22 protein-coding genes and 2 pseudogenes are annotated in these 25520 nt (G+C 71.7%); 3 read left to right on the top strand and 21 right to left on the bottom strand.

What is annotated here, in order from left to right; translation table 11 throughout:
• Positions 1-19: 19 nt before the first annotated feature.
• The 4 genes from LX15_RS05520 to LX15_RS05505 form a co-directional block, all read right to left on the bottom strand.
• The gene (locus tag LX15_RS05520; RefSeq protein WP_253668391.1) at positions 20-1702 is read right to left on the bottom strand and encodes a radical SAM/SPASM domain-containing protein; all 1683 of its coding nucleotides are present in this window, start codon (positions 1700-1702) and stop codon (positions 20-22) included.
• Complete coding sequence (gene amrS, locus LX15_RS05515) at positions 1699-3162, bottom strand: AmmeMemoRadiSam system radical SAM enzyme (protein WP_253668390.1); 1464 nt, start codon at positions 3160-3162, stop codon at positions 1699-1701. Before amrS ends, LX15_RS05520 begins: the two co-directional genes overlap by 4 nt.
• 296 nt (positions 3163-3458) lie before the next feature.
• Positions 3459-3689 carry a hypothetical protein gene (locus tag LX15_RS05510; RefSeq protein WP_253668389.1) on the bottom strand — a complete coding sequence of 77 codons (231 nt, stop codon included), beginning with the start codon at positions 3687-3689 and terminating at the stop codon, positions 3459-3461.
• Positions 3690-4250: 561 nt separating this feature from the next.
• Positions 4251-5009 (bottom strand): NYN domain-containing protein, encoded by a 759-nt coding sequence (locus tag LX15_RS05505; RefSeq protein ID WP_253668388.1) that lies wholly within the window; start codon positions 5007-5009, stop codon positions 4251-4253.
• 221 nt (positions 5010-5230) lie between these two features.
• On the opposite strand from LX15_RS05505, the gene LX15_RS05500 reads away from it, so the two are divergent.
• Together LX15_RS05500 and LX15_RS32985 are read left to right on the top strand one after the other, a co-directional pair.
• Complete coding sequence (locus LX15_RS05500) at positions 5231-6871, top strand: ABC-F family ATP-binding cassette domain-containing protein (protein ID WP_253668387.1); 1641 nt, start codon at positions 5231-5233, stop codon at positions 6869-6871.
• A gap of 221 nt (positions 6872-7092) precedes the next feature.
• Positions 7093-7443 carry an acyl carrier protein gene (locus LX15_RS32985; RefSeq protein ID WP_253668386.1) on the top strand — a complete coding sequence of 117 codons (351 nt, stop codon included), beginning with the start codon at positions 7093-7095 and terminating at the stop codon, positions 7441-7443.
• Between the two features lie 174 nt (positions 7444-7617).
• Here the strand turns inward: LX15_RS32985 and LX15_RS05490 are convergent.
• The 7 genes and pseudogenes from LX15_RS05490 to LX15_RS32980 all read right to left on the bottom strand — a co-directional run.
• A pseudogene (locus LX15_RS05490) lies at positions 7618-7809 on the bottom strand (transposase); the annotation flags it as partial.
• Positions 7775-8002, bottom strand: a complete 228-nt coding sequence (locus LX15_RS33455) for a helix-turn-helix domain-containing protein (protein ID WP_372502335.1) — start codon at positions 8000-8002, stop codon at positions 7775-7777. The gene LX15_RS33455 and the pseudogene LX15_RS05490, both read right to left, overlap by 35 nt.
• 370 nt (positions 8003-8372) lie before the next feature.
• Positions 8373-8621: pseudogene (locus tag LX15_RS05485) on the bottom strand (MFS transporter); the annotation flags it as partial.
• Positions 8622-8820: 199 nt separating this feature from the next.
• Entirely contained in the window at positions 8821-9489 is a 669-nt protein-coding gene (locus tag LX15_RS05480; protein ID WP_253668385.1) for a response regulator transcription factor, read from the bottom strand.
• Between the two features lie 57 nt (positions 9490-9546).
• Positions 9547-10134 (bottom strand): TIR domain-containing protein, encoded by a 588-nt coding sequence (locus LX15_RS05475; protein ID WP_253668384.1) that lies wholly within the window; start codon positions 10132-10134, stop codon positions 9547-9549.
• Positions 10135-10182: 48 nt separating this feature from the next.
• Positions 10183-10593, bottom strand: coding sequence for a nucleotide pyrophosphohydrolase (locus tag LX15_RS05470; RefSeq protein WP_253668383.1), 411 nt, complete (start codon positions 10591-10593; stop codon positions 10183-10185).
• Entirely contained in the window at positions 10590-11915 is a 1326-nt protein-coding gene (locus LX15_RS32980; RefSeq protein ID WP_253668382.1) for a GNAT family N-acetyltransferase, read from the bottom strand. Before LX15_RS32980 ends, LX15_RS05470 begins: the two co-directional genes overlap by 4 nt.
• A gap of 698 nt (positions 11916-12613) precedes the next feature.
• On the opposite strand from LX15_RS32980, the gene LX15_RS05460 reads away from it, so the two are divergent.
• Positions 12614-13057: a response regulator transcription factor gene (locus LX15_RS05460; RefSeq protein ID WP_253668381.1), complete on the top strand. Its 444-nt coding sequence runs from the start codon at positions 12614-12616 to the stop codon at positions 13055-13057.
• Here the strand turns inward: LX15_RS05460 and LX15_RS05455 are convergent.
• From LX15_RS05455 to blsF, 10 genes are read right to left on the bottom strand one after another with little or no spacing between them, the layout of a single operon-like run.
• Positions 13017-14525 (bottom strand): AMP-binding protein, encoded by a 1509-nt coding sequence (locus LX15_RS05455; protein WP_253668380.1) that lies wholly within the window; start codon positions 14523-14525, stop codon positions 13017-13019. The genes LX15_RS05460 and LX15_RS05455 overlap by 41 nt on opposite strands.
• Positions 14525-15667 carry an acyl-CoA dehydrogenase family protein gene (locus LX15_RS05450; protein WP_253668379.1) on the bottom strand — a complete coding sequence of 381 codons (1143 nt, stop codon included), beginning with the start codon at positions 15665-15667 and terminating at the stop codon, positions 14525-14527. Before LX15_RS05450 ends, LX15_RS05455 begins: the two co-directional genes overlap by 1 nt.
• Before the next feature lie 59 nt (positions 15668-15726).
• Entirely contained in the window at positions 15727-17091 is a 1365-nt protein-coding gene (locus tag LX15_RS05445) for a UDP-glucose dehydrogenase family protein (RefSeq protein ID WP_253668378.1), read from the bottom strand.
• Positions 17092-17107: 16 nt separating this feature from the next.
• Entirely contained in the window at positions 17108-17722 is a 615-nt protein-coding gene (locus LX15_RS05440; RefSeq protein ID WP_253668377.1) for a class I SAM-dependent methyltransferase, read from the bottom strand.
• A 37-nt stretch (positions 17723-17759) separates the two neighbouring features.
• A complete protein-coding gene (locus LX15_RS05435; protein ID WP_253668376.1) occupies positions 17760-19640 on the bottom strand; it encodes a hypothetical protein in 1881 nt (626 codons plus the stop codon).
• 39 nt (positions 19641-19679) lie between these two features.
• Positions 19680-20888: an MFS transporter gene (locus LX15_RS05430; protein ID WP_253668375.1), complete on the bottom strand. Its 1209-nt coding sequence runs from the start codon at positions 20886-20888 to the stop codon at positions 19680-19682.
• A gap of 39 nt (positions 20889-20927) precedes the next feature.
• Complete coding sequence (locus tag LX15_RS32975) at positions 20928-22172, bottom strand: ATP-grasp domain-containing protein (protein ID WP_253668374.1); 1245 nt, start codon at positions 22170-22172, stop codon at positions 20928-20930.
• Positions 22169-23353 carry a DegT/DnrJ/EryC1/StrS family aminotransferase gene (locus LX15_RS05420; RefSeq protein ID WP_253668373.1) on the bottom strand — a complete coding sequence of 395 codons (1185 nt, stop codon included), beginning with the start codon at positions 23351-23353 and terminating at the stop codon, positions 22169-22171. Before LX15_RS05420 ends, LX15_RS32975 begins: the two co-directional genes overlap by 4 nt.
• Positions 23350-24504 (bottom strand): arginine 2,3-aminomutase, encoded by a 1155-nt coding sequence (gene blsG, locus LX15_RS05415; RefSeq protein WP_253668372.1) that lies wholly within the window; start codon positions 24502-24504, stop codon positions 23350-23352. Before blsG ends, LX15_RS05420 begins: the two co-directional genes overlap by 4 nt.
• Positions 24505-24542: 38 nt before the next feature.
• Positions 24543-25511 (bottom strand): CGA synthase-related protein, encoded by a 969-nt coding sequence (gene blsF, locus LX15_RS05410; protein WP_253668371.1) that lies wholly within the window; start codon positions 25509-25511, stop codon positions 24543-24545.
• Positions 25512-25520: the final 9 nt, after the last annotated feature.

The following is a 25520-nucleotide window of genomic DNA, read 5'->3' as shown; positions in this document are numbered from 1 at the left end:
TGGATGTTCCGCCGTGTGATCACCGTCGACCCCCGTCCTGGTTCCTCGCCGACGACACGGGCTCTGGGGCGGGTCGGGGCATGGGGAGGACGGGACGGAAGTGGTGGAGCCCCGCCAGGTGGACCCGTTCGGTCCCGACCCGGTGGTTCGGGACGACCGGCCGTCCACAGGAGACGAACAGGTCGTCGAACCGCCGTCGGTCCCGGTCGCGGTAGTCGGGCGACGAGCGCCCCACCATGCGCAGCACTTCCTCGGCGAGCAACAGTTGGTAACGGCAGGACTCGTCGTTGAGGACGCCGATGTCCCCGGTCGCCACGTGGTTCTCCTGTTTGCAGCCACCTCCGCAGAGGTAGCGGGCCCAGCAGCGGCCGCACACCGGATGGCTGTCGACGGACCGCCGCCAGTCGGCCACGGACCGCGTGAGCCCGGTCTCCCCCGTCCCCACGTCGAAGTCGGGCTCCCCCACCAACCGGTGGCACGGACTGATCGAGTGGTTCGGGGAGTGTGTGAAGTACGTGCGCCCGCCGGAGCAGAACGCGAGGGCGAGCCTCCCCTCCAGCACCATCTGCGCGGTCCGCTCGTACTCCAGCACTCCCTTGAACCGGTTCTCCGGGGTGAACAGGCTCGGGTAGGTCCGCAGGAACTCGCGGAACTGCTCGACCATGCCGTCCTGGAGGAAGAAGTTCACGTGGCGTTTCGCGGAGGACGCCGACGCGGCCGCGCCGCATCCACCGGTCCCCCAGGTCCCCTGGGTCGCCGGGGTTGCTGGGGTTGCCGGAGTAGCCAACTCGTCGGCCGGGGGTCGACGACCGATCTCGACGAACACCGGCCCGCCCGGCGACCGGCCGCCCGTCCCCGTGGGAGATCCGTCGTCGTCGACCGGGAAGACACCGGGATAGATCTGGAAGTAGTCGAAAACGTTGAGCTTCCACAACTCCCGCACGTTGTGCGACAGCGACGGCTCCCGCCGCGCCACGGTCATCCTGGCCACGAGGGTGATGTCCTCGCTCGCCGCGCGGACGGCGTGGACGTTGCGGATGACCCGGTCGTAGGAGCCCTGGCCGCCCTTGGCGGGGCGGTTGGCGTCCTGCGCCTCGCGGCACCCGTCGATGGAGACCGAGACGATGAAGCGGTGCCGGGCGAACAGGTCGAGCACGCCCTCGGGAAGCAGCGTGAGGTTCGTGGAGATCCGGTACACGAACCGGACGCCGTGCTCGGCGGCGAACCGCTCGGAGCCGTCGCAGACCGCGCGCAGGACCGGGAAGTTGGCCAGCGGCTCGCCGCCGAAGAACTCCAGGCGGACCGAGCGGCTGGGCGTGAGGTGGCGCTCGACGAAGGCGAAGATGTGGTCGACGCTGTCCGACCCCATGGCCTCGGTGATGCGGCCGTAGTCACCGCCGTCGGCGAAACAGTAGGTGCACGCCAGGTTGCAGACGTTGGTGAGGTTGACGTTGATGGCCAGGTCGGCGCCGTCCTCGGCGGTGCTGGCGCGCAGGACGTCCCGGTTGACCGACGAGACCAGGCCCCGGTCGACCAGGGTCCGCCACTCCGCGCGTTCGTCGTCGGTGAGGTGGTCCAGTCCGCGGCGGAGCCGGTCGCCCAGCTCCCGGTCGACCAGGAACGCGCGGTGGTCACCGGTGAGGAAGAACAGCCCCTCGTCCTCGTCGAGGTCGACGACCCGATAGTCGACGTCGTGTCTCATGGCGTCGTCCCCTCGCCCTGGAGCGCGGGTGAGGGGCGGCGGCCCGCCATCGAGCGGTAGCTGGGCAGCGGGGAGACGTCGTCGTTGAGCGTCCCGTCGGCGACCTCCACGGTCGGGAAGTGCGCGCGGTCGAAGACCTCGTGGAGGCTGCACCGCACGTCGTCGGGAACCGCGACCTCCACCCCCTGCTCGCCGGGCGTGGCCTTGGCGGCGATGAAGCGGTAGCTCTCGGCCGGGGACAGGGCCAACGCCGTCCAGGTCCCTTCGCTGTCCGAACCGGAGCGGCGCTGGTAGAGGGTGCGCGGCGCGTCGGCGTCGTTGCGGACCTGGATGTGCAGGGACCGCACGTCGCCGTGCCAGACGAAACTCGCGGTCCGCAGGCGCTCGCCGGCGGGGAGTTCGGCCAGGGAGGGCCGGGGCGGCCTGGGTGGGAGGAGGGTGAGGCCGGAGGGTTCGCCGCAGCCGGCGCACCGGCCGGCGCCGTCCACGCCGACGATCCGCGCGTTGAGCCCGTACCGGGTCACCTGCACGTGGCCGCAGTGGTGACAGGTGGTGGTCGTGGCCTCGGTGTCGTAGACGTTGCCCAGGTAGACGTGCTGGACGCCCATGTCCAGCGCCACGCGGCGGGCGTGGTGGAGCCGCTCCAGGGGCGTACGTCGGCTGTCGGTCATCTTGTAGTCGGGGTGGAACCGCACGAAGTGCAGCGGGACCCCGGGGTCGAGTTCCTCCCCCACGAACCGGGCCACGGCGCGCGCGGTGTCCTCGTCGTCGCTGAGGTCGGTGACCATCAGGGTCGAGATCTCGACGTGCCTGCCGGCGCGGTGGACCTGCCGCGCGCCGTCCAGAACGGGCTCCAGCCAGCCCTTGGTGAGCCTGCGGTAGTAGCGCGGGTCCATCGACTTGACCGAGATCGAGAAGATGTCGATCACCGGGAGGAGTTCCTCGACAGCCTCGGGCGAGATGAAGAACGCCGACTTGAACAGGTTGACCAGCCCGGCCTCCCTGCCCAGCGCCGCGGTCTCGGTGACGAACTCGTGCCAGACGACGGGGTCGTTGTAGGTCCAGGACAGCACGCGGATGCCGTGGCGCTTCGCGATGTCCACGACCTCGTCCGGCGTGTAGGTGACGACGTCGTCGTCCGAGACGAACCGCGCCTGCGACGTCTTCCAGTTGTGGCAGTAGTCGCAGTTGAGCATGCAGCCGATGTTGCCCATCGACAGGATGGGTTCGCCGGGGGCGTAGTGGAACACCGCCTCGGTCTCGATGGTCTCCTCGGTGGCGTGGACCGACCGGCCGTAGTTGAGGGTGACCAGGCGTCCGTCCTGGTTCGCCCTGACCATGCAGAACCCGTGTTGGCCCGGCCTGATCCGGCAGTTGCGGGGGCTGAGCCGGCAGCGCACGACGCCGTCGGGCAGTTCGTCGAACAGCCGCGCGGGATGGGGATCGTCCTTCCAGTTCACGTCAGCACGGTCTTCCCGCTCGGTCGTCCTGGGACGAGGGTGTCGTGGTGTGCGGCGTTCGGCGGTGCTGGTCGCGTCGGGGCTGGTCTCGGCGGTGCTGGTCTCGTCGGGGCTCCGAGCCGGGGCTCGGTGACTTCTGGTGAAAGATCGGTGGCGTGGGACGTCGAGCGTGGTCGGAGCACGTTCTCCCCTTCCCTTCGATGACGACCTCTGTCCTCAATGGACCGCATACAGGTCCGAAGTGGACGGACCTGCCGTTTCCCCGCGTGTGGTCGCCGCGAGGAGCGCGGCCGGAGTCAGGAGACGAGGACACCGGGGGCGGCCACCTCCAACCGGACGTTGTCGCGCAACCACGCGGCCTCCTCCGTTGGTGAGGATCGACTCCCAGGCGTCCGCGAGCTGGACCAGGCGCGTGACGCGGGAGACGTGGGCGCCGCCGTGACCACCGCCCAGCTCATGGCCCGCCAGGACCAGGCGAGGGGCACCGACGTCGTCCGGGAGTCGTCCTCCTCCGTGACGGGGTTCATGGCGCCGTCTCCTCTCGCGCGGCCGCCCCCAGCATCACTGGGGGACGGCCGGCGCGCGCATCGACGGTCGCTGGATGGGTGGACAGCGGTACAGATCGCCGGGCGACGTCGTCACCCCGTGGGGGCGCGGCGGTTCGCACGGTCGTCGGGCTCTGACAGAGCCAACGTCCGCTGGGTGAAAATCGTTGCCGTGTCCACTGAGGACGTAGTACTCCAGGGGCGCGGGGTCCTGGAGGGATACGAACCGGCCCTCCCCCGGCTCGGCGAAACGCCCTCTCCCCGCCCGGAAATGCTGGGGGGGGCGAAACGCTGACTGATCGTGGCGGCGAGCGCGTAGTCGACGAGATCCCGCGTGTGCGGCATGACGCTGTGCCGTCGACGGGCGAACCGGTTCATGCGCTCTGCTCACCTCGCCCGCGCGAACCCGTTGAGCGGTGATCCCCTCGCGGTCCACTCCCCCCACGGTCGACGCGATGCGGCCTGCTGACGGTACCTCCGCACAGCGAGGCCACGAGGTGCTGTGCCCCGAACGGGTCCGGCGACAGCGAGCCGGCGCGGTGGTCAGGGGCGCCGGTGCCGGACGTAGACGACGGGGGCCTTGCCGTCGCCGGGATGGCGGCGGTCCACCTCGAAGACGGTGGTCGCGGTGATGAGATCGCTGAGCTTGCCGTGACCGTAGTTGCGCGCGTCGAAGTCCGGGTGCTGGCTGATGAGAATGTGGCCGACGGTGGACAGATGCGCCCACCCGTCCTCGTCCGAGGCGGCGTGGACGGCCTGTTGCAGTCGCGTGATGAGCATGGCGTCGACCGGGAGTCGCGTCGGAAACGCGTCCGGCGGCCTCGTGGGCGTGACATCACCCTCGCCGGGAGGGTCGAGGGCGGGTGTGAGGTTCTCCGTGTAGATGAACTTGTCGCAGGCCGCCACGAAGGGATGAGGAGTCCTGCGTTCGCCGAACCCGTACACCGTCAGGCCTGACTCTCGCAGACGCGCGGCCAGGCGGGTGAAGTCGCTGTCGCTGGAGACGAGGCAGAACCCGTCGAACCTGCCGGTGTACAGCAGGTCCATCGCGTCGATGATCATCGCCGCGTCCGTGGCGTTCTTGCCGGTGGTGTAGGCGAACTGCTGGACGGGCTGGATCGACTGGGCGAGCAACTGGTCCTTCCACCCCTGGAGCCTGGTCCCGGTCCAGTCGCCGTAGGCGCGTTTGACGTGCGCGGTGCCGTACTTGGCGACCTCCGCCAACAGCGGCCCGGCACTGCTCGGCCGGGCGTTGTCCGCGTCGATCAGCAGGGCCAGCTTGGCGACGTTCCCCGAGATCATGTCGACGTTCTCCTCACCCCATGAGCCGCGACTGCCGCGGATGCCACGAACGGTCCCCAGTCTTCTCCCGAGGAACGCACTCGCCCATACCCAAGGAACCTTGCCCCGGAAAGCACCACTCCTGCGGCCGCTCCCGCGATCACCGGCACGTCCGCGCCGGCAGGCCTGCCGCCGCCAGTCGTGCGCCTAACCCCTTCGGTGAGCACGGCTAGTGTGGGGCCATGGGCTTCCTGGAGGCGACGGCGCTCTCGTACGTGCTGCCGGACGGCCGGGTTCTGTTCCGCGACGTGTCCCTGCGGGTGTCCTCAGGGGATGTCGTCGCCCTCGTGGGTGACAACGGCGCCGGGAAGACCACACTGCTGCGAGTGTTGTCCGGGGAACTGTCCTCACCGGACGGCGGCATCCGCGTGCAGGGCGGCATGGCCGTCATGCCGCAGTTCATCGGCTCGGTGCGGGACGACCGCACGGTCCGGGACCTGCTGCTCGCCGTCGCGCCGGCGCGGGTGCGGGCCGCCGCCGAGGAGCTGGACCAGGCCGAACTGGCCCTGATGGACGACGACTCGGCCGAGACCCAGATGCGCTACGCCAACGCGCTGGCCGCGTGGGGCGAGGCGGGCGGGTACGACACCGAGGTGCTGTGGGACACCGTGACCATCGCGGCGCTGGCCCTGCCCTACGACCGGGCGCGCTTCCGGGGCGTGGCGACGCTGTCCGGCGGCGAGCAGAAACGGCTGGTGCTGGAGGCGTTGCTGCGCGGCCCCGAGCAGGTCCTGCTGCTCGACGAGCCCGACAACTACCTCGACGTGCCGGGCAAGCGCTGGCTGGAGGAGCAGCTCTCCCGCTCCGCCAAGGCGATCCTGATGGTCAGCCACGACCGCGAGCTGCTGGCGAACACGGCCACCCAGGTGGTCACGATCGAGGCCGGCAGCGCCTGGACCCACGGCGGGAGCTTCCGCACCTGGCACGAGGCGCGCCAGGCCCGGTGGGAACGGATCGCCGAGTTGCGCCGCCGGTGGAACGAGGAGCACGAGAAGCTCCGCGAACTGGTGCGCACACTCCGCCAGCAGGCGACGCTCAGCGACGACATGGCCTCCCGCTACCGGGCCGCGCAGACCCGGCTGCGCAAGTTCGAGGAGGCCGGCCCGCCCCCGGCGCCGCCCCGCGAGCAACGCGTGCGCCCCCGGCTGCGGGGCGGGCGCACCGGCGTGCGGGTGGTCACCTGCCAGGACCTGCGGCTGACGGGCCTGACCCAGCCGTTCGACCTGGAGCTGTTCCTCGACGACCGCGTCGCGGTGCTCGGGGCGAACGGGTCGGGCAAGAGCCACTTCCTGCGGCTGCTGGCCGAGTCCGGGAACGACGACCAGGTCAGCACGGTCCGGCACGAGGGGGTGTGCCGGCTGGGGGCGCGCGTGGTCCCCGGCCTGTTCGCGCAGACCCATCACCACCCCGAATGGGTGGGGCGGACCCTGGTCGACATCCTCTGGCACGGCGAGGAGGGGCGCGCCGGGCTGGACCGCGGCGCGGCGATGGCGGCGCTCAGCAGGTACGGGCTGGCGGCCGCCGGCGACCAGCGGTTCGAGTCGCTCTCCGGCGGCCAGCAGGCGCGGTTCCAGATCCTGCTCCTCGAACTCTCCGGCGCCACCCTGCTCCTGCTCGACGAGCCCACCGACAACCTCGACCTGGTGTCGGCGGAGGCGCTCCAGGACGCACTCCAGACCTACACGGGAACCGTCGTCGCGGTGACCCACGACCGCTGGTTCGCCCGCTCCTTCGACCGGTACCTCCTCTTCCGCTCCGACGGTCGGGTCGTGGAGACCGAGGAACCCGTGTGGGACGAGCCCAAGCCGCAACGCACCCGCTGACACCGCGGCCCAGGCGGGTTCGACGTCGCCGGCACGGTCGGGTGTCGGTCGAAAGTACGGACGTGCGGTTCGGCCCCAGGGAGGAGGGCGGACGCGGTGGCGGCCGGGTAGCCTCGGCCGTGCTTCCTCGCCCTGCCCAGGAGCGGACGCCTCCTGGCCGGTGGACATCGACACTCCCCTCCCGCACACCTCGGGAGGGTCGACGGCTGCTAGGTGGCACAGTGACCCAGCACGAGACAGTCCAGCACGAGGCCCCTGTCGTCGAGGACGTTCTGGCGGCGCTGCGGGAGTACGTGCTGCGCCACATCCTCCAGAACGACACCAACGACACCGACGGCACCGGCGGCGCTGACGGCGCCGAGGACGCCGTGGAGATCGACGGGCACACGCCCCTCCTCGAATGGGGCATCCTGAACTCCCTCAGCACCGCCGAGCTGGTCGGCCACATCAGGTCGCGGTTCGACGTCCTCGTGCCGCCGGAGAAGGTCACCGGGGCGAACTTCCGGAACCTGAACGCCGTCGCCGCGCTGGTGGTCGAGCTGCACGGCACGCACCGAGCAAGGCCTTCGTGAGGTCACCGCTTTCGCGTCGGGGTGCGCGCACGCGGTACTCGCGATCTTCGAGGCGGATCGTGGGCGGCGATGTCCGCCGCAGGCTCCGCCTCCTCGCATCCCTTGGCCAAAGGCCCCCAGATCCAGGACGGATCCGAGGGGTCGTCGCAACACAAGTTGATCAACTGGCTGCGGTCAGGAGCTTGGCGAGCCGCTCGGCTGGGTTTCCCAGCCGAGCGTTTTGCGTGCGCGGCTGTTGAGTTCGGCGGCGACGGCGTCGAGGTCCTGGCGGCTGTGGCGGGCCAGGTCCGTGCCTTTGGGGAAGTACTGGCGCAGCAGGCCGTTGGTGTTCTCAATGCTGCCGCGCTGCCAGGGGCTGGCCGGGTCGCGGCTTCAGACCAGCACCGGGCGCGTGGTGCCCGTTACGCCACTTCTTCCCGGTTCGCAGGTTGATCCCCACGATCCGGCACGCCTCCCGGCTGCTGTAGCCCTGCCGTATGAGCTCGACATATGCGGCCCGCTCCCGGACCAGCTTCCTCCTGCCCTGCGTCCGCCGGTCGGCCCGAACCTCGAAATCCATCGCACGCCTTGAGCTGGGGTGTTGCGACGACCTCTAGAACCCAAGCAGCACATTCTCTGAGCAGCCGCTCACTCCGCGAGAGCGGATGAGTTCTCCGTTGCGTGACACCGCGCGTTGTCGATGTTCCCCCAACGCTTTCCGGCGGCCCCGGCCGGCGGACGGGTTGGCGCGGGTTGATCCGCATGCTGGACGCGGCCCTCCGGCACGGCTGTCGTCGAGGGACCGAGCGGTCACGGCCGGTCGGCGAACTCGTCGAGCGCCTTCCCCGAGTGCGCGTCCGAAGGCTGCGTCGCCGGTGTGCCCGGCGTCCTCGATCATGACCAGACGTGCGTTCGGCCAGCGCTGTGCGAGTTCCCCGACTGGCCACGGTGAACAGCGCCACCATCCACAGCAGCAGCCGCTTGCGCGGCATGCGGGTGCCCAGGACGGTCAGCAGCGGGGCTCCGACGACGATGCCCAGGGCGAAACCCGACACCAACAGCCCGGCGGTGGGCAGGGAGACACCGAAGTCGGCGGCCACCTCGGGCAGCAGCCCGGCGACGACGACCTCCGTCGTGCCGACGGCGAAGGCGCCCAGGGCGAGGGCGATCAGGGCGCGACCAGATGTGCGTGCGGCCAGCGCTGTGCGAGTTCCCAGACTGGCTGGACGGGACAGCCCAGGTCCTGGCGGCCATCGATCAGGACGCCGGGAATGCCGGCGTGCCTTCCCGCGTCGCGCGGTGGGAGTAGGCACCGGGAATTGCCGTCCCTCCGGTCGCCAGCGCTGATCCGTCCACTGTGGACGTTGTACTCCGGCGGGCGCTCGTGTCGGCTCCCGGTCAGTCAGACGGCGACCACTGCTCCGGAACCATGCACCGCTCATAGGCCAACGCGGCGAGTTCCGCGCGGTTCCTCCTGCCAACCTTGCGCAGGATGCGCTGCACGTGGGTCTTCACCGTGCTCTCGCTGAGCGCCATGCGGTACGCGATCTCGTCGTTGCTTCGGCCTTCGGCGATCATCCGCAGGACGTCCAGCTCCCGGTCGGTGAGCCGACGCGGGCCGGTCATCGCGGCGCGGTCGGCGTCCCACCGGAAGCGGGGACGGCGGGCCGGGGCGCGCGGGCTGACCGAGCAGCCCGCCCGCAACACCACCACCGCCGCCGCCAGATCCCGGGGGCTGGCCGTCGGATACAGCAGTCCGCTGGCCCCGGCCGCCGCGAGCTGGCCGGCCAGGTCCGGGTCGGAGGTCGACAGCAGGCACAACACCGGGGGTGGGTCGGGCAGCCGCCGCACGGCGCGGACCAGCGCGGCGACGGCGACGCCCGACGCCGCCGCGTTGACCACGACCACGTCGACGCGCCCCCGCGCACAGCAGCGGATCACCTCGGGGAGAGACGTGGCCTCCGCTGTCAGGCGTGTCGTCGGGGACTGGGCGATGGCCGCGCGCAGACCGTGCGACGTCACCGTGTCGTCGCCCACCACCAGCACGTCGACCGGTGTCACTCGCATGTCCTGTCCCTGACGATGTGCCGTCGACGCCGTCCGGTCCTCAGTCGCGTCCCCCGGTCATGCCGGGATCTCCCCCAACGGGATCTCGGGATGCGCGGATTCGGAGGTCTCGTCGTCCCGGGCGACGTACCCCAGCGGGGCGTCCAGCCGGGCGCCGGGCCACAGCGGTGGAGCCCACGTCCGGGCCTCCGTCGCGAGGCGGAGCGCGGCGGCGGCCATCTCCTCGATCGCCTCGTCGTCGAGCCCGTCCGCCAGCCGCACCGTCTCGACCCGGGTCACCGAGCCCAGTCCCTGGAGCATCGGGGTGAGCCGGGCGCCCGTGTCCACCGCGAGGACGATCGGCTTGCGCAGCACCGAGGCCCACCCGAGTTCGACGGCGACACCGGCGGAGACGGGGTCCCCCGCGTAGGCGCACACGGCGTCGCAGGCGATCACGCCCCTGAGGTCGCTGGGCACGCACTGGTCAGGGGGAAGCCCGTCGGCTCCCCACCCCTCGTTGTGGTGGGCGTTGAACACGGCCGCACCGCCCGCCAACAGCCGTTCCCGCAGGCGGCCCAGCCGTCGACGCCAGGGGTCGACCACCCTGTCCCCTGCCAGGAACTGCACGAACGGCGCCGCGAGGAAGACGCGGACTGGATCGGTCATGGCCACCTCCGGTGCGAGGGTGTCGGGAGCCGGCGCGGTGCGGGGCGGTCACGTCCCGTCGCGGTGCGGGAGGCGACCGAGGCCGTTCCGCTGGTCGGCGTCCACGAGTTCGGTGTACTTCGCGCCGCTGCCGCGCGCCCTCGCCACCGGGTAGCGCCGCTCGTTGATCGCCAGCTTCTCGCGGGCCACGGCCAGCAGGTCGATGTCGGCGTTGCGGGCCAGGCGCAGCAGGTAGTTCAGGACGTCGGCCAGCTCGTGGCCGAACTTCCGCCGGAACTCCGGGTCCTCCCGCACCCGCCGCCCGGCGTCCTCGGCGCCGAGCCACTGGAGGAGGGCGAGCAGTTCGCCGCACTCGCCGCCCAACGCCATCGCCAGGTCCTTCGGGTTCTCCAGCACGTCCCAGTCCCGGGCGGCGACGAAGGCGAACAACTCGTCGGCGTAGCTCCGCAGGTCACTCATCGCGTTTCTCCCCTGGTCGACGCGCCGGCGTCCTCGACGCAGCGGCTCCACTGCACCATGCACTGGTCGTCGCGGTAGGCGCCCGGCAGCAACGCGTCGACACTCCAGCCGTGCGCCTGGAGCACGCGGGTGACCGTCGGGTCGGGTGGTTGGTGGGAGTACATCCGCCCGCCGTCCGGGCAGACCCGCCCCGGCAGCCGGGTGAGGAGTTCGGACAGCGCGGCGGGGTCGGTGGCGCACAGCGGGACGACCTTGATCGAACCGCCCTTCTTCGGGCCGGTCGCGGCGACGCCGCGCAGCCGCCCGTCCCGGTCCACGACCACGTGGATGTCCCTGTACTTCTGGTTCAGGTCCCGCGTGTGGCGTCTCCGGTACGCCCTCACCAGGGCGTCCACCCAGTCCTGCCCCAGTCCCACGCAGACCGGCTCGAACGCCGCGAGCACGAGTTCGGACATCGCGGGGACGTCGGCGTCGACGAGGTCGCGGACGGTCAACCCGTCCCGTTCCGGCGCCGGCTCGGGTGAGTTCAGCACCTTGTACAACATGAACTCGCGGACACCGGGCTTGTACTGCTCGTACGCCGAGCCGGCGACGACGAAGCCGTTGAGCCGCATGAACCGCAGGGTGGCGGGGTTGGTCTCCGACACGGTGCAGTAGAGCTGGCGGGCACCGGCGGCGCGGGCGAAGTCCTCGGCCTTGGCCAGCAGCGCGTAGCCGCCGAGCAGGCGTCCCCGGTACGAGGGGCTGACCAGCAGTGGGCTGATCTTCACGGTCCGCTGGCGCTTGCACACCAGGTGGACGACGCCGTAACACGTCCGCGCGTCGGCCAGGACGAACATCCGCTGCTGGAGGGAGAAGTGGCCGTCCTGGTCGACGCCGCCCGCCAGGTGGGCGTCCAGGACGCGGTCCGCGTGGGCGACGTGGTCGCCGGAGTAGTGGTCGGGCAGCGACTCCGCGAAGAGCGCGCGCACGAACTGCCGGTCCTCCTCGGTCACCGGGCGCACCCACGCGTCGGCGCCGTTCGTGTCGACGCCGTTCGTGTCGGCGCCGTTCGTGTCGGCGCCGTTCGTGTCGGCGCCGTTCGTGTCGGCGCCGTTCGTGTCGGCGCCGTTCGTGTCGGCGCCGTTCGTGTCGGTGCCGTTCGTGTCGACGCCGTCAGGGGCGTCGCGGTGCTGGTGGTGGTCGTGATGAGCACTCTGAACGCGACCGTCGCCGTCGTCGCCGTCATCGCGGTGGTCGCGGTGGTCGCGGGTGATCCGGTCGATCACCAGCCCGCCGGCCCTGGATCCCTCGGCCGGACTCGCGGCCGTTCCGTCCCGCACGACGTCACGACAGGGGTTGTCTTCGCCAGGCAAGATCGCTGCCACGTGCCCTCCAGAATCTCACGCGGTGCCCCGGCCGTGTCACCGGCAGAGAGAACGCCGCCCGCACGAGCCGCGGGAAACGGGTGGGGAAGAGGCCGCGACGCGTGGGGCGAATGCTGGTCTGACGGGGATCGACTTCCGGTCGCGCGGGAATCAATTTACCCAACATCACGGTGCCCGTCACCCGTATCACTAATACGGATTACGTCGATTGATCCATTTCCCGGTGCGCGCATGATTGACGACCGTGTCGCGTGACGTCCATATCCCCATTCCGGGCACGGGCGCGCGACGCGGTTGAGGACCCTCACCCCAGGTGATACGAGTTGTTCCGCGACGCGGCGGCCCCGGCGGTGATCAGGGCCCGCTCGGGCGGCGGCCAGCGCGTCGGTCGCGGCACACGTGCTGGGAGACGGGAATTGGCCACCACCGGGATGCGGATGAGGGTGTCGCCCGTGGGCTCAGGGAGCCCGTTCTGGTCGAGGACCCTCGCGAGTCTTCGCGCCTGTCCGGAGATCGAGCTGGTGGGCGAACAGGTAGGCGGGCGGCCCGATCCCGAACCGGATGTCGTCCTGGTGGAACGAATCGACGACGCGGTCCGCACCGCTCTCCGGATCACGTCTCACCCGAACGGGGAATTCGATCACGGCCCGAGAGTGCTCGTGTTCGATGACGGGAGCGGAGCCACCGGCCACCCCCGGGTTCGGGGCGTGCTGCCCAGGGACTGCACGGTGGTGGAGATCGTCGCCGCCATCCGCGTCGTGGCGGCCGGCTACTGGTTGACCAGCGCGCGGGGAGGGGATCAACCCGCCCACGGGCGGAACGAGTCCGCCGCCGAGCCCCGCGTGGACCCGGCCGTGCTCGACAACCTCAGCGACCGCGAACTCGACGTGCTCCTCCTGATCGCGCGGGGCTGCGACAACGGCACGATCTCCCAGGAGCTGTTCCTGAGCGGCAGCACCGTCAAGTCCCACGTCCGGCGGCTGTTCGCCAAGCTCGGCATCCGACGCCGGTCCCAGGCCGTCGGCTTCGCCTACGAGGCCGGCCTGGTCGAACCGCTCACCCCAGCTCCCCCCGCTCGATCCGTTTCGCCAGGCTAGGCCGGTCGTACTTGCCGTTGGCCGTCCTCGGCAGCTCGCCGACCACGTGCACCGCGTCCGGCAGCATGTACGGCGGCAGCCGCCGCGCGCCGCGCCGCTTCACCTCCAACAGGGTGGGCGCCTTCGCCCCGGGGCGGACCACGCAGACGGCGTGCAGGCGGGCGGCCAGCCCCTGGCCGGTGGTCACGACGACGGCCTCGGCCACCGCGTCGAGTTCGACCAGCGCCGACTCGACCTCGGCCACGTCGACCCGGTGCCCCCGGACCTTCACCATGTGGTCGCGGCGGCCGACGTACTCCAGCTCCCCCCGGTCGTTGCGCCGCACGAGGTCGCCGGTCGCGTACGGGCCGACCTGCGGCGCCTCTCCCCAGTAGCCCAGCATCACGGTCGGCCCCGAGACGACCAGCTCGCCGACGGACCCGTCCGACGTCGGCTCCAGCGTCAGGGCGTCCCCGCACGCGGCGTGCCCGATCGGGATCACCCGGTCCGGGATGCTGTCCAGCGCGCCGATCTCGTAGGAGCTGCACACGTTGGTCTCGGTCGGCCCGTACCAGTTGAACAGCCGCACGGCGGGCCAGGCCGCCCGCAGCCGGCGGACGTGCTCGACCGAGACGGGCTCGCCGGCGACGACGCAGCACCGCAGCGTCGGCGCGGGACCGTCCAGCAGCCCGCCCCTGGTGATCATCAATGCCACCACGGAGGGCACCGAGTACCAGATCGTCAGCTCCCGGTCCCGGATCAGCCGCACGAGCTGCTCGGGCGCGTAGGCGGCCTCGCTGCTGATCAGGTGGACCGAGGCGCCGGCGTGGAACGCGGCGTAGAGGTCGAACACCGACAGGTCGAAGTTGAACTCGGCGTGGTTGGCGAGCCGGTCCGTCGGCTCGACGGCCAGTTCCGCGCACGCCCATCGGACGAACGCGAGGGCGTTGGCGTGGCTCAGGCACACACCCTTCGGCTCGCCGGTCGATCCGGACGTGTACAGCACGGAGGCGGGGTCGTCCGGTGATCCCTGGTGCGGTGGTGGCGGCAGGAGCCCGGCCGCTCCCTCGGCGAGGGCCGTCAGCTCGCGCCACCGCGCGGCACCGTCGCCGTGCTCGGCGTCGTTCTCGTCGCCGTGCTCGTTCTCGTCCTGGCTCAGGCGATCCATGCCGGTCGCGTCCGTGACGCGCAGAGCGGGCGCGCACCCGGCGGCCACGCGCTCGACCCGCGCGGGCGGGTTGGCCGCCGACACCGGGACGTAGATCGCGCCGACGCGCAGGCAGCCCTGCATGAGCGCGACCGTCGCCACGCTCTTGGCCGTCCAGATCACCACCCGGTCGCCGGCGCGCACCCCGGCGTGGACCAGGGCCGCCGCGTACCGGTCGGCCAGCTCGTCCAGCTCACGGTAGGTGAGCGCGTCGGTGACGTCCTGGACCGCGAGCGCGTCCGGCGTCCGCCGGGCGGCGGCCACGACCAGTTCGTGCAACATCACAGGCCCAGCTCCTTCGCGACGAGGGTCTTCTGGATCTCGGAGGTCCCGGAGAACAGCAGGCTCGGCACGCTGTCGCGCAGTGCCTTCTCGATGCCGGCCCCGACCAGGAAGCCCTCCGCCCCGAACAGCCGCACGGCGTCCAGCGCGTTGGCCACGGCCGCCTCGGCGACCGCCAGTTTCGCCAGCGCCACGGCGAGGCCCGCGCTCGCGCCCCTGTCGATCTCCCAACACGCGCGGTACAGCAGCAGCCGCGCGGACTCCGCCCGCAGCTTCATGTCCACGACCCGGTGCGACACCGCCTGGAAGTCCGCCAACGCGCGGCCGAACTGCCGACGGGTGCGGACCCGGTCGCACACCTCGTCCAACACCCGGTCGATCAGACCCAGGTACCCGGCGAACAGGCAGGTGCGTTCCCACCGCATCGAGTGCTGGAAGACCGCCGCCCCGCCACCGGGCTCACCGAGCACGTTCTCCTGGGGGACGAAGCACTCGTGGAACGTCACCGGTCCGGCGGGCACCTCGTCGAGCCCCATCTTGGGGAACGGCTCGCCGAGCACCACGCCAGGGGAACGGGCGTCGACCAGGAACGCCGTCTGCCCCAGGTACCCGAGCCCGGGGTCGGTGGTCGCGTAGGTGACCAACACGTCGGCGACCGGGCCGTTGCTGACGAAACTCTTCGTGCCGTCGAGCACGTAGCCGCCCGGCGTCTCGCGCGCCCGGGTGGCCAGTCGGCTGACGTCGGACCCGGCGGCCTCCTCGGTCATGGCGTTGCCCGCGACCAGCTCACCCGAGCACATCCCCGGGAGGTAGCGTTCCCTGACCCGCGCGGAGCCGAACCGGGCCGTCGGCACCGCGCACGCGAAGAGATGCGCGCCCGCCGCGAACACCAGACCGGTGCTGACGCACGCCCGGCCGAACGCCTCGAAGCAACGCGCGGTCTCCAACGCCCCCAGGCCCTGGCCGCCGTACTCGGCCGGCAGCGGGAGACCGAGCAGCCCGATGTCCGCCACGGCCCGCCACTGCCGCCGGTCGTAGAACCCGGATCCACCCCGGAACCCGTCGTCGGCGCACATCTTCCCGACGGCGTCCAGGATCTCGTGGTAGCGCCCGTCCTCCTCGTCCGTCCACGCGAAGTCCATCGCATCCTCCCAAGTGGACATCCCTTGTGGACATCCCCAGTGGACACATCCGCGGTCGCTCAGCCGACACCGAGGTCGACCCCCGGGTCGACACCGCGACCAACCCGGCGAAACCCCTCACCGACCGGGCGGCCGGTGTTCCCCCGCACCGCGCGTCCGGTCCCCAGCCAGACCAGGCCGGCCCGCGCGAGCGACTCGGGGTCGAGGTGGTTCCTCGGGTCGACCACGGTCCTCCCGGTCATCACCCGCACCACCAGCGCCCAGTCGATGGCGCGGAACTGCGGCCACTCGGTGAGGACCACCAGTGCCTCCGCCTGCTTGGCGGCCAGATACGGGTCGTCCACCACCACGACGCCGGCCAGCTCGGGCGAGACCACCGGGTCGTGCGCGACCACCTCGGCCCCCTCCTCGCACAGCAGCCGGACCACCTCCACCGCCGGCGAGTCCCGGAGGTCGGAGGTGCCCGCCTTGAACGTCAACCCCAACACCCCGACCCGGACGCCGGCCAGGCTGCCCCCGACGGCGGCGCGGACCTTGGCGACGACCCTCCCCCGGTGCCGCTGGTTCGCCTCGACGGCGGCCCGCAGCAACCCGAACTCGACGCCGGCCAGCGCCGCCATCCGCACCATCGCCGCCGCGTCCTTCGGCAGGCACGACCCGCCCCAGCCGGGTCCCGGCCGGAGGAACCCGGGGCCGATCCGCCGGTCCAGCCCCATCCCCTCGGTCACCGCGGCCAGGTCGGCGCCCAGTCGCTCGCACAGCTCGCCCAATGTGTTCACATAGGACAGTTTCATCGCGAGGAAGCAGTTCGCGGCGTACTTGACCATCTCCGCGCTCCGCGCGTCGGTGCGCACGACCGGCGCGTCCAGCGCGGCGTAGAGCGACGCGACCCGGTCGGCGGCGGCCGGGACGTCGGAGCCCACGACGATCCGGTCCGGCCTGAGGAAGTCCGCCACCGCGGTGCCCTCCCGCAGGAACTCGGGATTGGACACCACGGCCACGTCGTCCCGCCCCACCAGGGCGGCCAGCCGCGTGGCCGTGCCCACGGGGACGGTGGACTTGCACACCAGGACCGCCCTGGGCCGCAGGACGCGGCGCAGCTCGTGGACGACGGACTCCACCGCGGTGAGGTCGGCCGCGCCGTCCCGTCCGCTCGGGGTGGGGAGGCAGAGGAACAGCACCTCCGCCTCCCCCGCCGCCTCGGCCAGGTCGACGAGGAACCGCAGCCGCCCGGCCGCGAGGCCGTCGGCCACCAGGTCGGCCAGCCCCGGTTCGAGGACGTCCGTCCGCCCCCGGCGAAGCCGCTCGACCTTGGCCTCGTCCACGTCGGCGCACGTCACGTCGTGCCCGAGGGAGGCGAGACACGCGCCGGTGGTCAGCCCGACGTAGCCGGTGCCGACGACCGCGATCCGCTGGGGCAACACCGGAGCCGTCCTCGGCCTAGTCCTTGTGGAAGCACTGGATGAAGGCGTACCCGGAGCGCCCGTGGGTGTACTCGGTGTGCTCGTACGCCTCGTAGGTGTGCCGCTCCACCCGGATCGTGCGGAAGTGCGGGAGGTACTGCCACCGCAGCTCCGGTTTGGTGCTGAAGAACGGGATGAACACGCCGCCGGGGCGCAGCGCCCTGACGACCTCCGGCATCACCCGTCGCCAGACCTCCTCGTCCTGCCACACCTCCATGTCCAGCGCCGGGTCGAAGAACATGCCGTCGATGCTCTCGGTGGGCAGGTCATGCACCTTCTCGAAGAAGTCGCCCTGTTCGATGTGGAGGGTGGGCGGCAGCTCGGGGTGGCGCTCACGGAACAGGTCGATCACCTCGGGGAACAGCTCCAGGACGGTGTGGTGCTCGGTGGCGGGGTTGTTCGCGATGCGCAGGGCGGACAGTCCCAGACCGAGGCCGACCTCGTAGAAGCGGGACCCGTGCTGGCAGAGCAGGTCCGCGCTCGCCCACATCAGGTCCCGCTCCCACGCCTGCATGGCCTGCTCGCCCCCGATGGAGAGGGTCACCTCGTCCTCGGTCTCCACGAGCTTGATCTCCGGCTTGGCGATCGACATCGCTGTTCTCCTCGGGTCAGGGGCGACGGTCGCGCTCTCACGCGGGGACGACGCCGAAGTGTCGCCGTGTGGTGGTGATGGCGAGGTCCTGCACCACGTAGGCGGTGAAGTAGTACGCCTGGGGAGAGGTGTCCTCGACGAAGCGCAGGGTGAAGGGGACCTCCCGTTCCTCGTCGGGCGACAGGCGCACGCGCGTGGTCACCGGTTCCACGGCGCACGCCTCGCGGAGGTAGGTGGGCACGAACAGGCCGAGCTGGGCCGGGCCGCGCCGGCTCCCCCTGACACGGAGCGTGACCGTCAGCTCGCCGCCGCTGGGCGCCTCGTCGGCGGCGTCCGCCCACAGCTCGGGGGATTCCGGGACCTGGAACACGACGTCGCCGCACCGCATGCACACCACGCACGTGGTGTCGAGGACGTACGGGAGCAGCCCCCGCCGGAGGAAGCGTTGCGCCGGCCGGCCGCAGTGGCAGGTGACGGCCTCGGTCGCCTCGGCCGCCAGCCGGCTGCGGTCCCCGAAGTGCGCGGGGAAGTTCATGATCTCGTCCTCCGGGTTCCCCGCGACCTGCCGCGCGATCACGTGGTCGAGCGACTGGAGGTCGGCCTCCAGCGAGGCGCGGATCTCCTCGGGGTCCTGGTCGGCCGCGTGGGTCGGCCGGGCGACCCAGCCGTCCACCTTGCGGGCCAGCTTCACCAGGCGCGGCCGCAGCGCGTGCCGTGGCGGCAGGAGGTCGCCGGTGAGGAGCGCGGTCACCCGCCGGCCGACGGTCAGGACCAGCGGGTCCGGCGCGTGCTCGGCGGGCGCGGGCACGGGGGGCCGGTCGGGTTCGGGCATCCCGAAGCGCATGAACGCCGGGTAGGGGTGGGAGGCCGCGAGGCTGGCGTTGAGCACGTCGGTGGAGTCCGCGCCCTCCACCGCCGCCCTGGCCCACGCGACGTTCTCCGGGCGGTCGGAGTCGTGCACCGACACCGCGGACACCACGGTGCGCGCGGGACTGTCCAACGCGTTGAGCAGGAGCTGGTACCTCGGGTCGTAGAGGGCCAGGTCGGCGAGGGGGCCGCTGTTGCACGCGCTCAGGACGACCTCGACCGCCCGCACCTGCCGCAGCGGGACGAGCTTGTCCTCCGGCTTGTAGCAGGACAACCCGTAGCCGCACCGCGGCCTGAGCAGGTCGGGGGTGGGGGCGACGGCCGGGTTGAGGCCGCAGATGGTGAACAGGCCGAGGTTGATGCTGTCGTCCTTGCCGTGGCCCTGGAAGACCACGCGCCGCCAGGGCCGGTCGAGGATCTCCGCCTGGATGTCCCGCCGCTCGAAGTCACGGTCGTCGAAGACCAGCACCTCCCCGGTCCGGGGTGGACGGTCGGTGTCGGTGAAGACGCCCACCGAGGACACCGCCCTGTTCGGTGTGGCGAACTGCTTGGCGAGGTGCCAGCTCAACGAGGCCGCGTCGCGGCCGCTGAGGAACGACGGGCCGCCGGTGGGACAGCGGTAGCTGGCGAGCAGCAGGTCCCGCACCGGGTCGAGGCGGAGGTGGTCGTAGGTGCCCACCACCAGCAGCTCCCCGGCGTCCCGTCGGGGGATCTCCTGGTCGAGGTCCGCCAGGGTGCGCCAGGTCGTGGCCAGCGGCCGGACGAGCGCGACGAGCCCCGGCGGGAGCTGGTCCGCGCCGAGCAGCACGCCCGTGGTGAGCGGGTCGGGCCGCCGGAGGCCGACGTAGAGGTCGGTGGCGGCGGCGAGGCCGTCCCGCAGGTCGTGCCGCGACGCGACCAGCACGGGGACGGACGGGGATGTCCCCGCGAGGAAGTCCTCGACCGCGTCGGCGTACTCCTCCGCCGTGTCGAAGGGCCGGAACAACGGTTCGCCCGGCGTGGGGTCGGGGGGCGCCGCGGCCCGGCGGTGGCCGGCGACAGCGGAGTTCATGCGTGCTCCTCGTCGGTCTCGTGGTCGGTGTCGGGATGATCAGTCGGAGAACTCTTCCTGCGGCGCGCGGTGGGACAGCACCCCGCGCGCGGCGAAGCACAGCGCGGCGACGGCCAGGGCCACGGCGACGCCGAGGACGAAGACGCCCCTGGCCCCGGCCCGCTCGACGAGGAGCCCGCCGAGTTGCTGGCCGACCGCCTCGCCCACGACGGTGGCGGTCGAGGCCCAGGTGAACGCCTCGGTGAGGGTGTGGGGTTCGGCCAGCCCCCTGACGAGGGAGAGTTCGGTGGCCGCCACCAACGCGATGGGCAGGCCGCCGACGGCGAGGGCGAGGCCCAGTGTCAGCTCGGAGAAGGCCAGCACGGGCAGGGCGAGGCCGACGGCGTAGGCGAGGACCAGCCAGGGGAAGCGCTGGTGGTCCGGGCGCTCCGTGCCGAGGTTGCCCATGACCAGCACGCCGAGCGCGCTGCCGATGCCCCAGCAGGCGTAGACGAACCCGGTGTGGCCGCGCTCGCCGTGCTGGTCGACGAACGCGGGGATCGCCAGGGTCAGCAGGCCGATGGGCACCGCGTATCCGGCCATGAGGCCGAACAGGGTGAGCAGGCCGCGCTCGCAGAGGGGGCCGAGGCCCACGGCTCCCCCGCCGCTGGGCCGGACGGCGGCCAACGCGGGGGTCAGGGCGAACCCGCAGGCGGCGACGCCGCCGATCACGGTGATGGTGGTGAGGCCGAGCGAGGCGGACCCGGTGATCATCAGCGCCGCCAGCAGCAGCGGGGAACCGATGATCAGCAGTTCCGTCAGCAGGGCCTCCCACAGGTAGGCCGCCTCCCTGGCCCGCTCGTCGAGGGGGAGCCTGGCCCACAACGACCGGACCGAGGAGTTCGCCGGCGGGGGCAGCGAGCCAGACACCGCCGCCATCGCGAGCTGGCCGACCGTGCCCGGCTCGGTCCACCAGATGAACACGGCCATGCTCAGCGGGAACGCCACGCCCGTGACCAGCAGGACGGGCCGGTGCCCGTGCCGGTCGGCCTGCCGCCCCACCCACGGCCCCAGCACCGCCATCGCGAGGGTGTAGACGGCGGCGACGGTGCCGGCCTGGGCGTAGCTGCCGCCCTGCTCCCTGACGACCAGCACGATGGCCAGCGTCATCAGGTAGACCGGCAGCCGGGCCAGCACGCTCCAGAAGGCGGCGGGGGCGACCTTCGGGCGGGTGAGCAGGTGGGCGAAGCGGCGGAGAACGCCGACCATCAGTCGTTCCTTCCGGGGTCGTCCTTCCGGGGTCGCGCCCTACGGCGCCACGGCGGCGGGCGGGCCGACGGGCTCGATCTCGATCCGGTAGCGGTCCAGCACGTGACGCATGCGCCGCTCGACCTCCTCGGCGGTCTGGCCGGCCACGTGCACGTAGCCGGCGGAGTTGTGCGACATCCGTCGGGACGTCACCACGTCGCCCCGACCGTGCCGCACCACCGCCGCGATCACCCCGGGCATCGCGAGCAGTTCCTCCTCTCGTGTGATGTGGCGGACGCGGCCGGAGCCGGGCAGCGGGAGCAACAGGTCGCCGACGCAGCGCCGCCACCGGTAGGTCAGGTCGGGCCGGCGGCCGAGGTAGACGTCGAGGGTGGCGGCGAAGACGTCGAACCCGTAGGCGTGGCCGTGGTTGGCCGGGATCTCGCAGCCCGCCAGGCGCAGGCCGACCTCCCCGACGAGCACCCGGCCCCGGTCCACGAAGAACTCCATGTGCAGGTACCCGTGGTCCAGCCCCATGCCGGTCACGACGCGCTGGACGAGGTCCCTGAGGTCGACGTCGGGTCCCTCGCCGGAGCCGAGGCTGATGTTCGCGTTGATTGCTCCGTCCACAATGGACAGTGGGCGGGCCGGCATGGCGCTCGGCCAGACGTCGAGCACCTCCCCGCCGAGGACCAGCGCGCAGGCCTCCCACTCCTGTCCCCCGACGTGCTCCTCCACCATCCAGGACCGCGCCGGGGACAGGTCGAGCCGGGCGAGGTCCCGCTCGTCGCGCACCAGGAAGGTGTCGATGCAGGCGAAGGAGTCCACGGGCTTGACCACCACCGGCCAACCGTGCGAGCGCGCGAACTCCCGGACCTCCGCCGTGGTGGACACGGTGCGGTGGGCGGCGGTGGCCAACCCCAGCTCGCGGAAGCGGTCCTTCATCGCCGCCTTGTTCCGCACCCACCGCACCTGCCGCTCGGTCAGGTGCGGCAGGCCGGCGCGGCGGGCGAAGGCGTGCGCGATCTCCTGGGCCGGCTCGGACGGGTTGCAGAAGTACGTCGGCCGCAGACCGGTCCGCCGGGTCATGGCGTGGTAGCGCTCCACCTCCTCGGCCAGCGGGGCGTCGTCCCGCACCCAGAACGCCGGCAGGTGGGCGGTGGCGTCCAGGTAGTCCTCGGAGAAGAGCGCCCGCTGGGACGAGAACCGCAGGAGGACGAGGTCGACGTCGTCCCTGCGGATCACGTGGTGGCAGAACGACAGTGGCCAGCCGTCCACGAAGAGGAGAACCGGCCTCGCGCTCACAACTGCTCCAGCAGGGCGCGGGTGGCCTTGGCCGCGACGGCCTGCTCGTCGACGCTCAGCTCGGGGAACAGCGGCAGGCAGACGATCCGGCCGAGGCGTTCCCTGGTCGCGGCGAAACCGTCGCGGCTCAGGCCCGCCGTCTCCGGCGTGTCGGGCGCGAGGTTCCACGGGAACCCGTCCGCGTAGAGGGAGCGGCGCCCGGCGAGCACGGGGTGGGCGGGCAGGAAGTACTTGTCCAGCGTCCAGTTGGGGACGCCCTGCTCGGTCAGGGTGGCCACCGCGCGGTCCCTGAGTTCCCGACTGTCCAGCTCCAGCCGCACGCTGATCTTGGCCTCGCCGGCCGTCCTCGGCAGCGGGCGCATGTCCGACCGGCGCGGCAGCTCCTCCACCATGAGGTCGTAGTGCCGCTGGAGCCCGGCCAGCACCTCGTCGAGGTGCCGGAACTGCTGGAGCTGGATCGCGGCGACCTCCTCGCTGGTGACCAGGTTCTCGCCCCAGAACGCGTCGTCGTTCCACACCGGGTAGCGCCCCGGCTGCCGCGCGGACCCGTGGTCGTGGTAGCTGCGCATGAGCGCGTACACGGCCTCGTCGTTGGTGGTGGCGAGCCCGCCCTCGCCGGAGGTGAGCACCTTGTTGTGGTGGAAGCTGAACGTCCCGGCGAAGCCCTTGGTGCCGGCGTGTGTCCCGTCGGGGAAACGCGAGCCGAGCGCCTGGGCTGCGTCCTCGATGACGTAGGGGACGTGGGCGGGCACCTCGGCCAGGCCGCCCTCCATGTGGGCGACGATGACCCGCTGGGCGTCGGCGGGCAGCAGACTCACGTCGAGGGAGAGGTTCTCGTCGATGTCCACCGGGACCGGGACGAGACCGGTGGACAGGACCGCGCCCGCGACCGCGACGAAGGTCATGGCGGGGATGTGCACGACGTCGCCGACCCTGGGGCGGGTCACCACCAGCGCGAGGCGGAGGGCCTCGGTGCAGTTGTGCACGGCCAGGACGTGTTTCGCGCCGAGCCGTCGGGCGGCGTACTCCTCCAACCGGGTCGCGCAGCTCTCCGGCTGCCGCTGGTAACGGAAGAGCACCCGGTCCCGCACCGCGTCGCGGAGTTCGGTCATGTCGTCCCAATCGAGGAAGTTCGCTCCATAGGGGAGGAACCGCATCCCGAGGCGCTTGTCCAGACTCATCGCACGTCCTCCTCGGTCAGGGGGTACGCCTCGTCGAGCGCCATCGTCTGCCCCCGGTAGTTGCGGAGTTCGAGGCCGGCCTCGGTGACGGAGTAGGACGGCCGGGTCATCGGGATCTTGCCGAGCTTCGTCGTCAGCACGTACTGGGGAACACCGAAGCCCGTGATGTGGCCCTGGAGGCCCTCCATGATCTCCCAGCCCTTCTCCACCGAGGTCATGAAGTGGGAGACGCCGACGACGTTGTCGCAGTGGTAGATGTAGTAGGGGCGCACCCGGATGCGCAGCAGTTCCGTCATGAGCGACCGCATCGTGGCCACGCTGTCGTTGATGCCCTTGAGCAGGACGGTCTGGTTGCCCACGGGCACGCCGTGGCGCAGCAGCCGGTCGACCGCCGCCGCCGCATCGGGCGTGATCTCCCGGGGGTGGTTGAAGTGGGTGTTGAGCCAGACCGGGTGATGACGCGAGAGCATCTCGCAGAACTCGGTGGTCACGCGCTGGGGCAGCAGGACAGGGAAGCGGGTGCCGATCCGGATGATCTCCACGCTGGGGATCGCCCGCAGCGCGGCGATGATCTGCTCCAGCTTGTCGTCCCGGTAGGACAGTGGGTCGCCGCCGGTGAGCAGGACGTCGCGGATCTCCGGGTGCTCCGCGATGTAGCGCAGGTCCTCCTCGTAGGAGCCGCCCTCGTCGTCGCGGAAGTAGGTGCCGCTCACGTCGGTGGTGTGGAACTTGCGGGTGCAGTGCCGGCAGTAGACCGGACACGCCTCCGTCACCAGCATGATCACGCGGTCCGGGTACTTGTGGACGACGCGGTTGGTCTTGCGGTAGATCATGTCGCCGACCGGGTCGACCTCGGCGTCGGGGGACTCCACCAGCTCGCCGGGGCCGGGCAGGGCCTGTTGCCTGACCGGGCAGGTCGGGTCGTCCGGGTCCATCAGCGAGGCGTAGTAGGGCGTGACGCTCCACCGGTACTTCCCGGCGCACTCCCGGATCGCCCGTTCCTCGTCGGGCGTGACCCTGATCCACTCGCGCAGCTTGGGGAGGGTCGTGATGCGGTGTCGCATGTGCCACCGCCAGTCCGCCCACTGCTCGTCGGTCACGTTCCCCTGTGGACTGATCGTGCCCACCGGCACGGAAACCTCGTTCGACATCCTTCGCTCCATTCGGAGGGCGTCGTCGCGCGCTCGTCTCACACGGGTGCGAACGTGATCTGTCTGACCTGCCGCGCGACGCGTGGGGCACCACGCAGGTCGTCGGAGGCGAGCGCCGCGCTGTCGGTCGTCACGGCCACCGCGTCCGGTGTCGGCGCGCGCGCCAGGTCCTCGGCCGTGACCGGGACCGGTGTCCGCCAGGGGGGCACCAGCGCATCGACGAGCTTCTGCTGACGTGCGGTCGCGGGTGGGAGGAGGACCAGCGGTGTGCGCCGCGCCCAGGCGAGGGTCGCGGCCGTGAGGGTCGGAGTGGCGAGGAACCAGCTCGCCTTCGCGTGCGCGTCGTCCACGTCGACCTCCTCCACGGAACGCACCCGGGTCCCGTCGAGGCCGTCCCCCAGGCCGTCCCCAAGGCCGTCCCCCAGGCCGTCTCCGGGGCCGTCCACGAGGACGTCCCCGAGGGCTTCGTTCACCGCGTCGAGGTGCTGGTCACCCACCACGACGAACTCTCCCGGCCACCGTCGCCGCCAGATGTCCACCACGGGCCGGAGAACCTCGCTGGCGTAATGACGAGCCTCGGCCGCCGAGCAGCCGGCGAGGGAGAACACGGCGAGCGTGCCGGCGCGCTCCCTCGCCAGGCGCGGCCGGACCGGGGCCATCGTGCCGACCCCCGTCACCCCGTCCCACAGCGAGGGGAGCCAGGCCGGCCGGTGGCGGCACCGAATGGCCACTGTGGACGGCCAGGTATCCGGGTCGACGACGGAGGAGCAGAGGAACACCACCGGAACCTGTCGTGCGGCGAGCCTCTCAGCCACCGAGACGTCGTCGCACACCAGCGCCGCGTCGGGTGACTCGCCCTCGGCAAGGGCGCCGTGATCCTCGCCCCCGACCACGACGTCCACGTCGGTGAGGTGTGCGGCCACCCGTCGGGCCGCGGTCACCGAGTCCACGTCTGCCCGTCGGGCCGCGACGAGCACCCTACGACGGACGGCACACCCGGTCCTCATGTCGTTCTC

This window comes from Streptoalloteichus tenebrarius (assembly GCF_024171885.1).
In the GTDB taxonomy this organism is placed as follows: domain Bacteria; phylum Actinomycetota; class Actinomycetes; order Mycobacteriales; family Pseudonocardiaceae; genus Streptoalloteichus; species Streptoalloteichus tenebrarius.
Note: the sequence above shows the minus strand (reverse complement) of the source record. Positions and strands in the feature narration are given on the sequence as shown.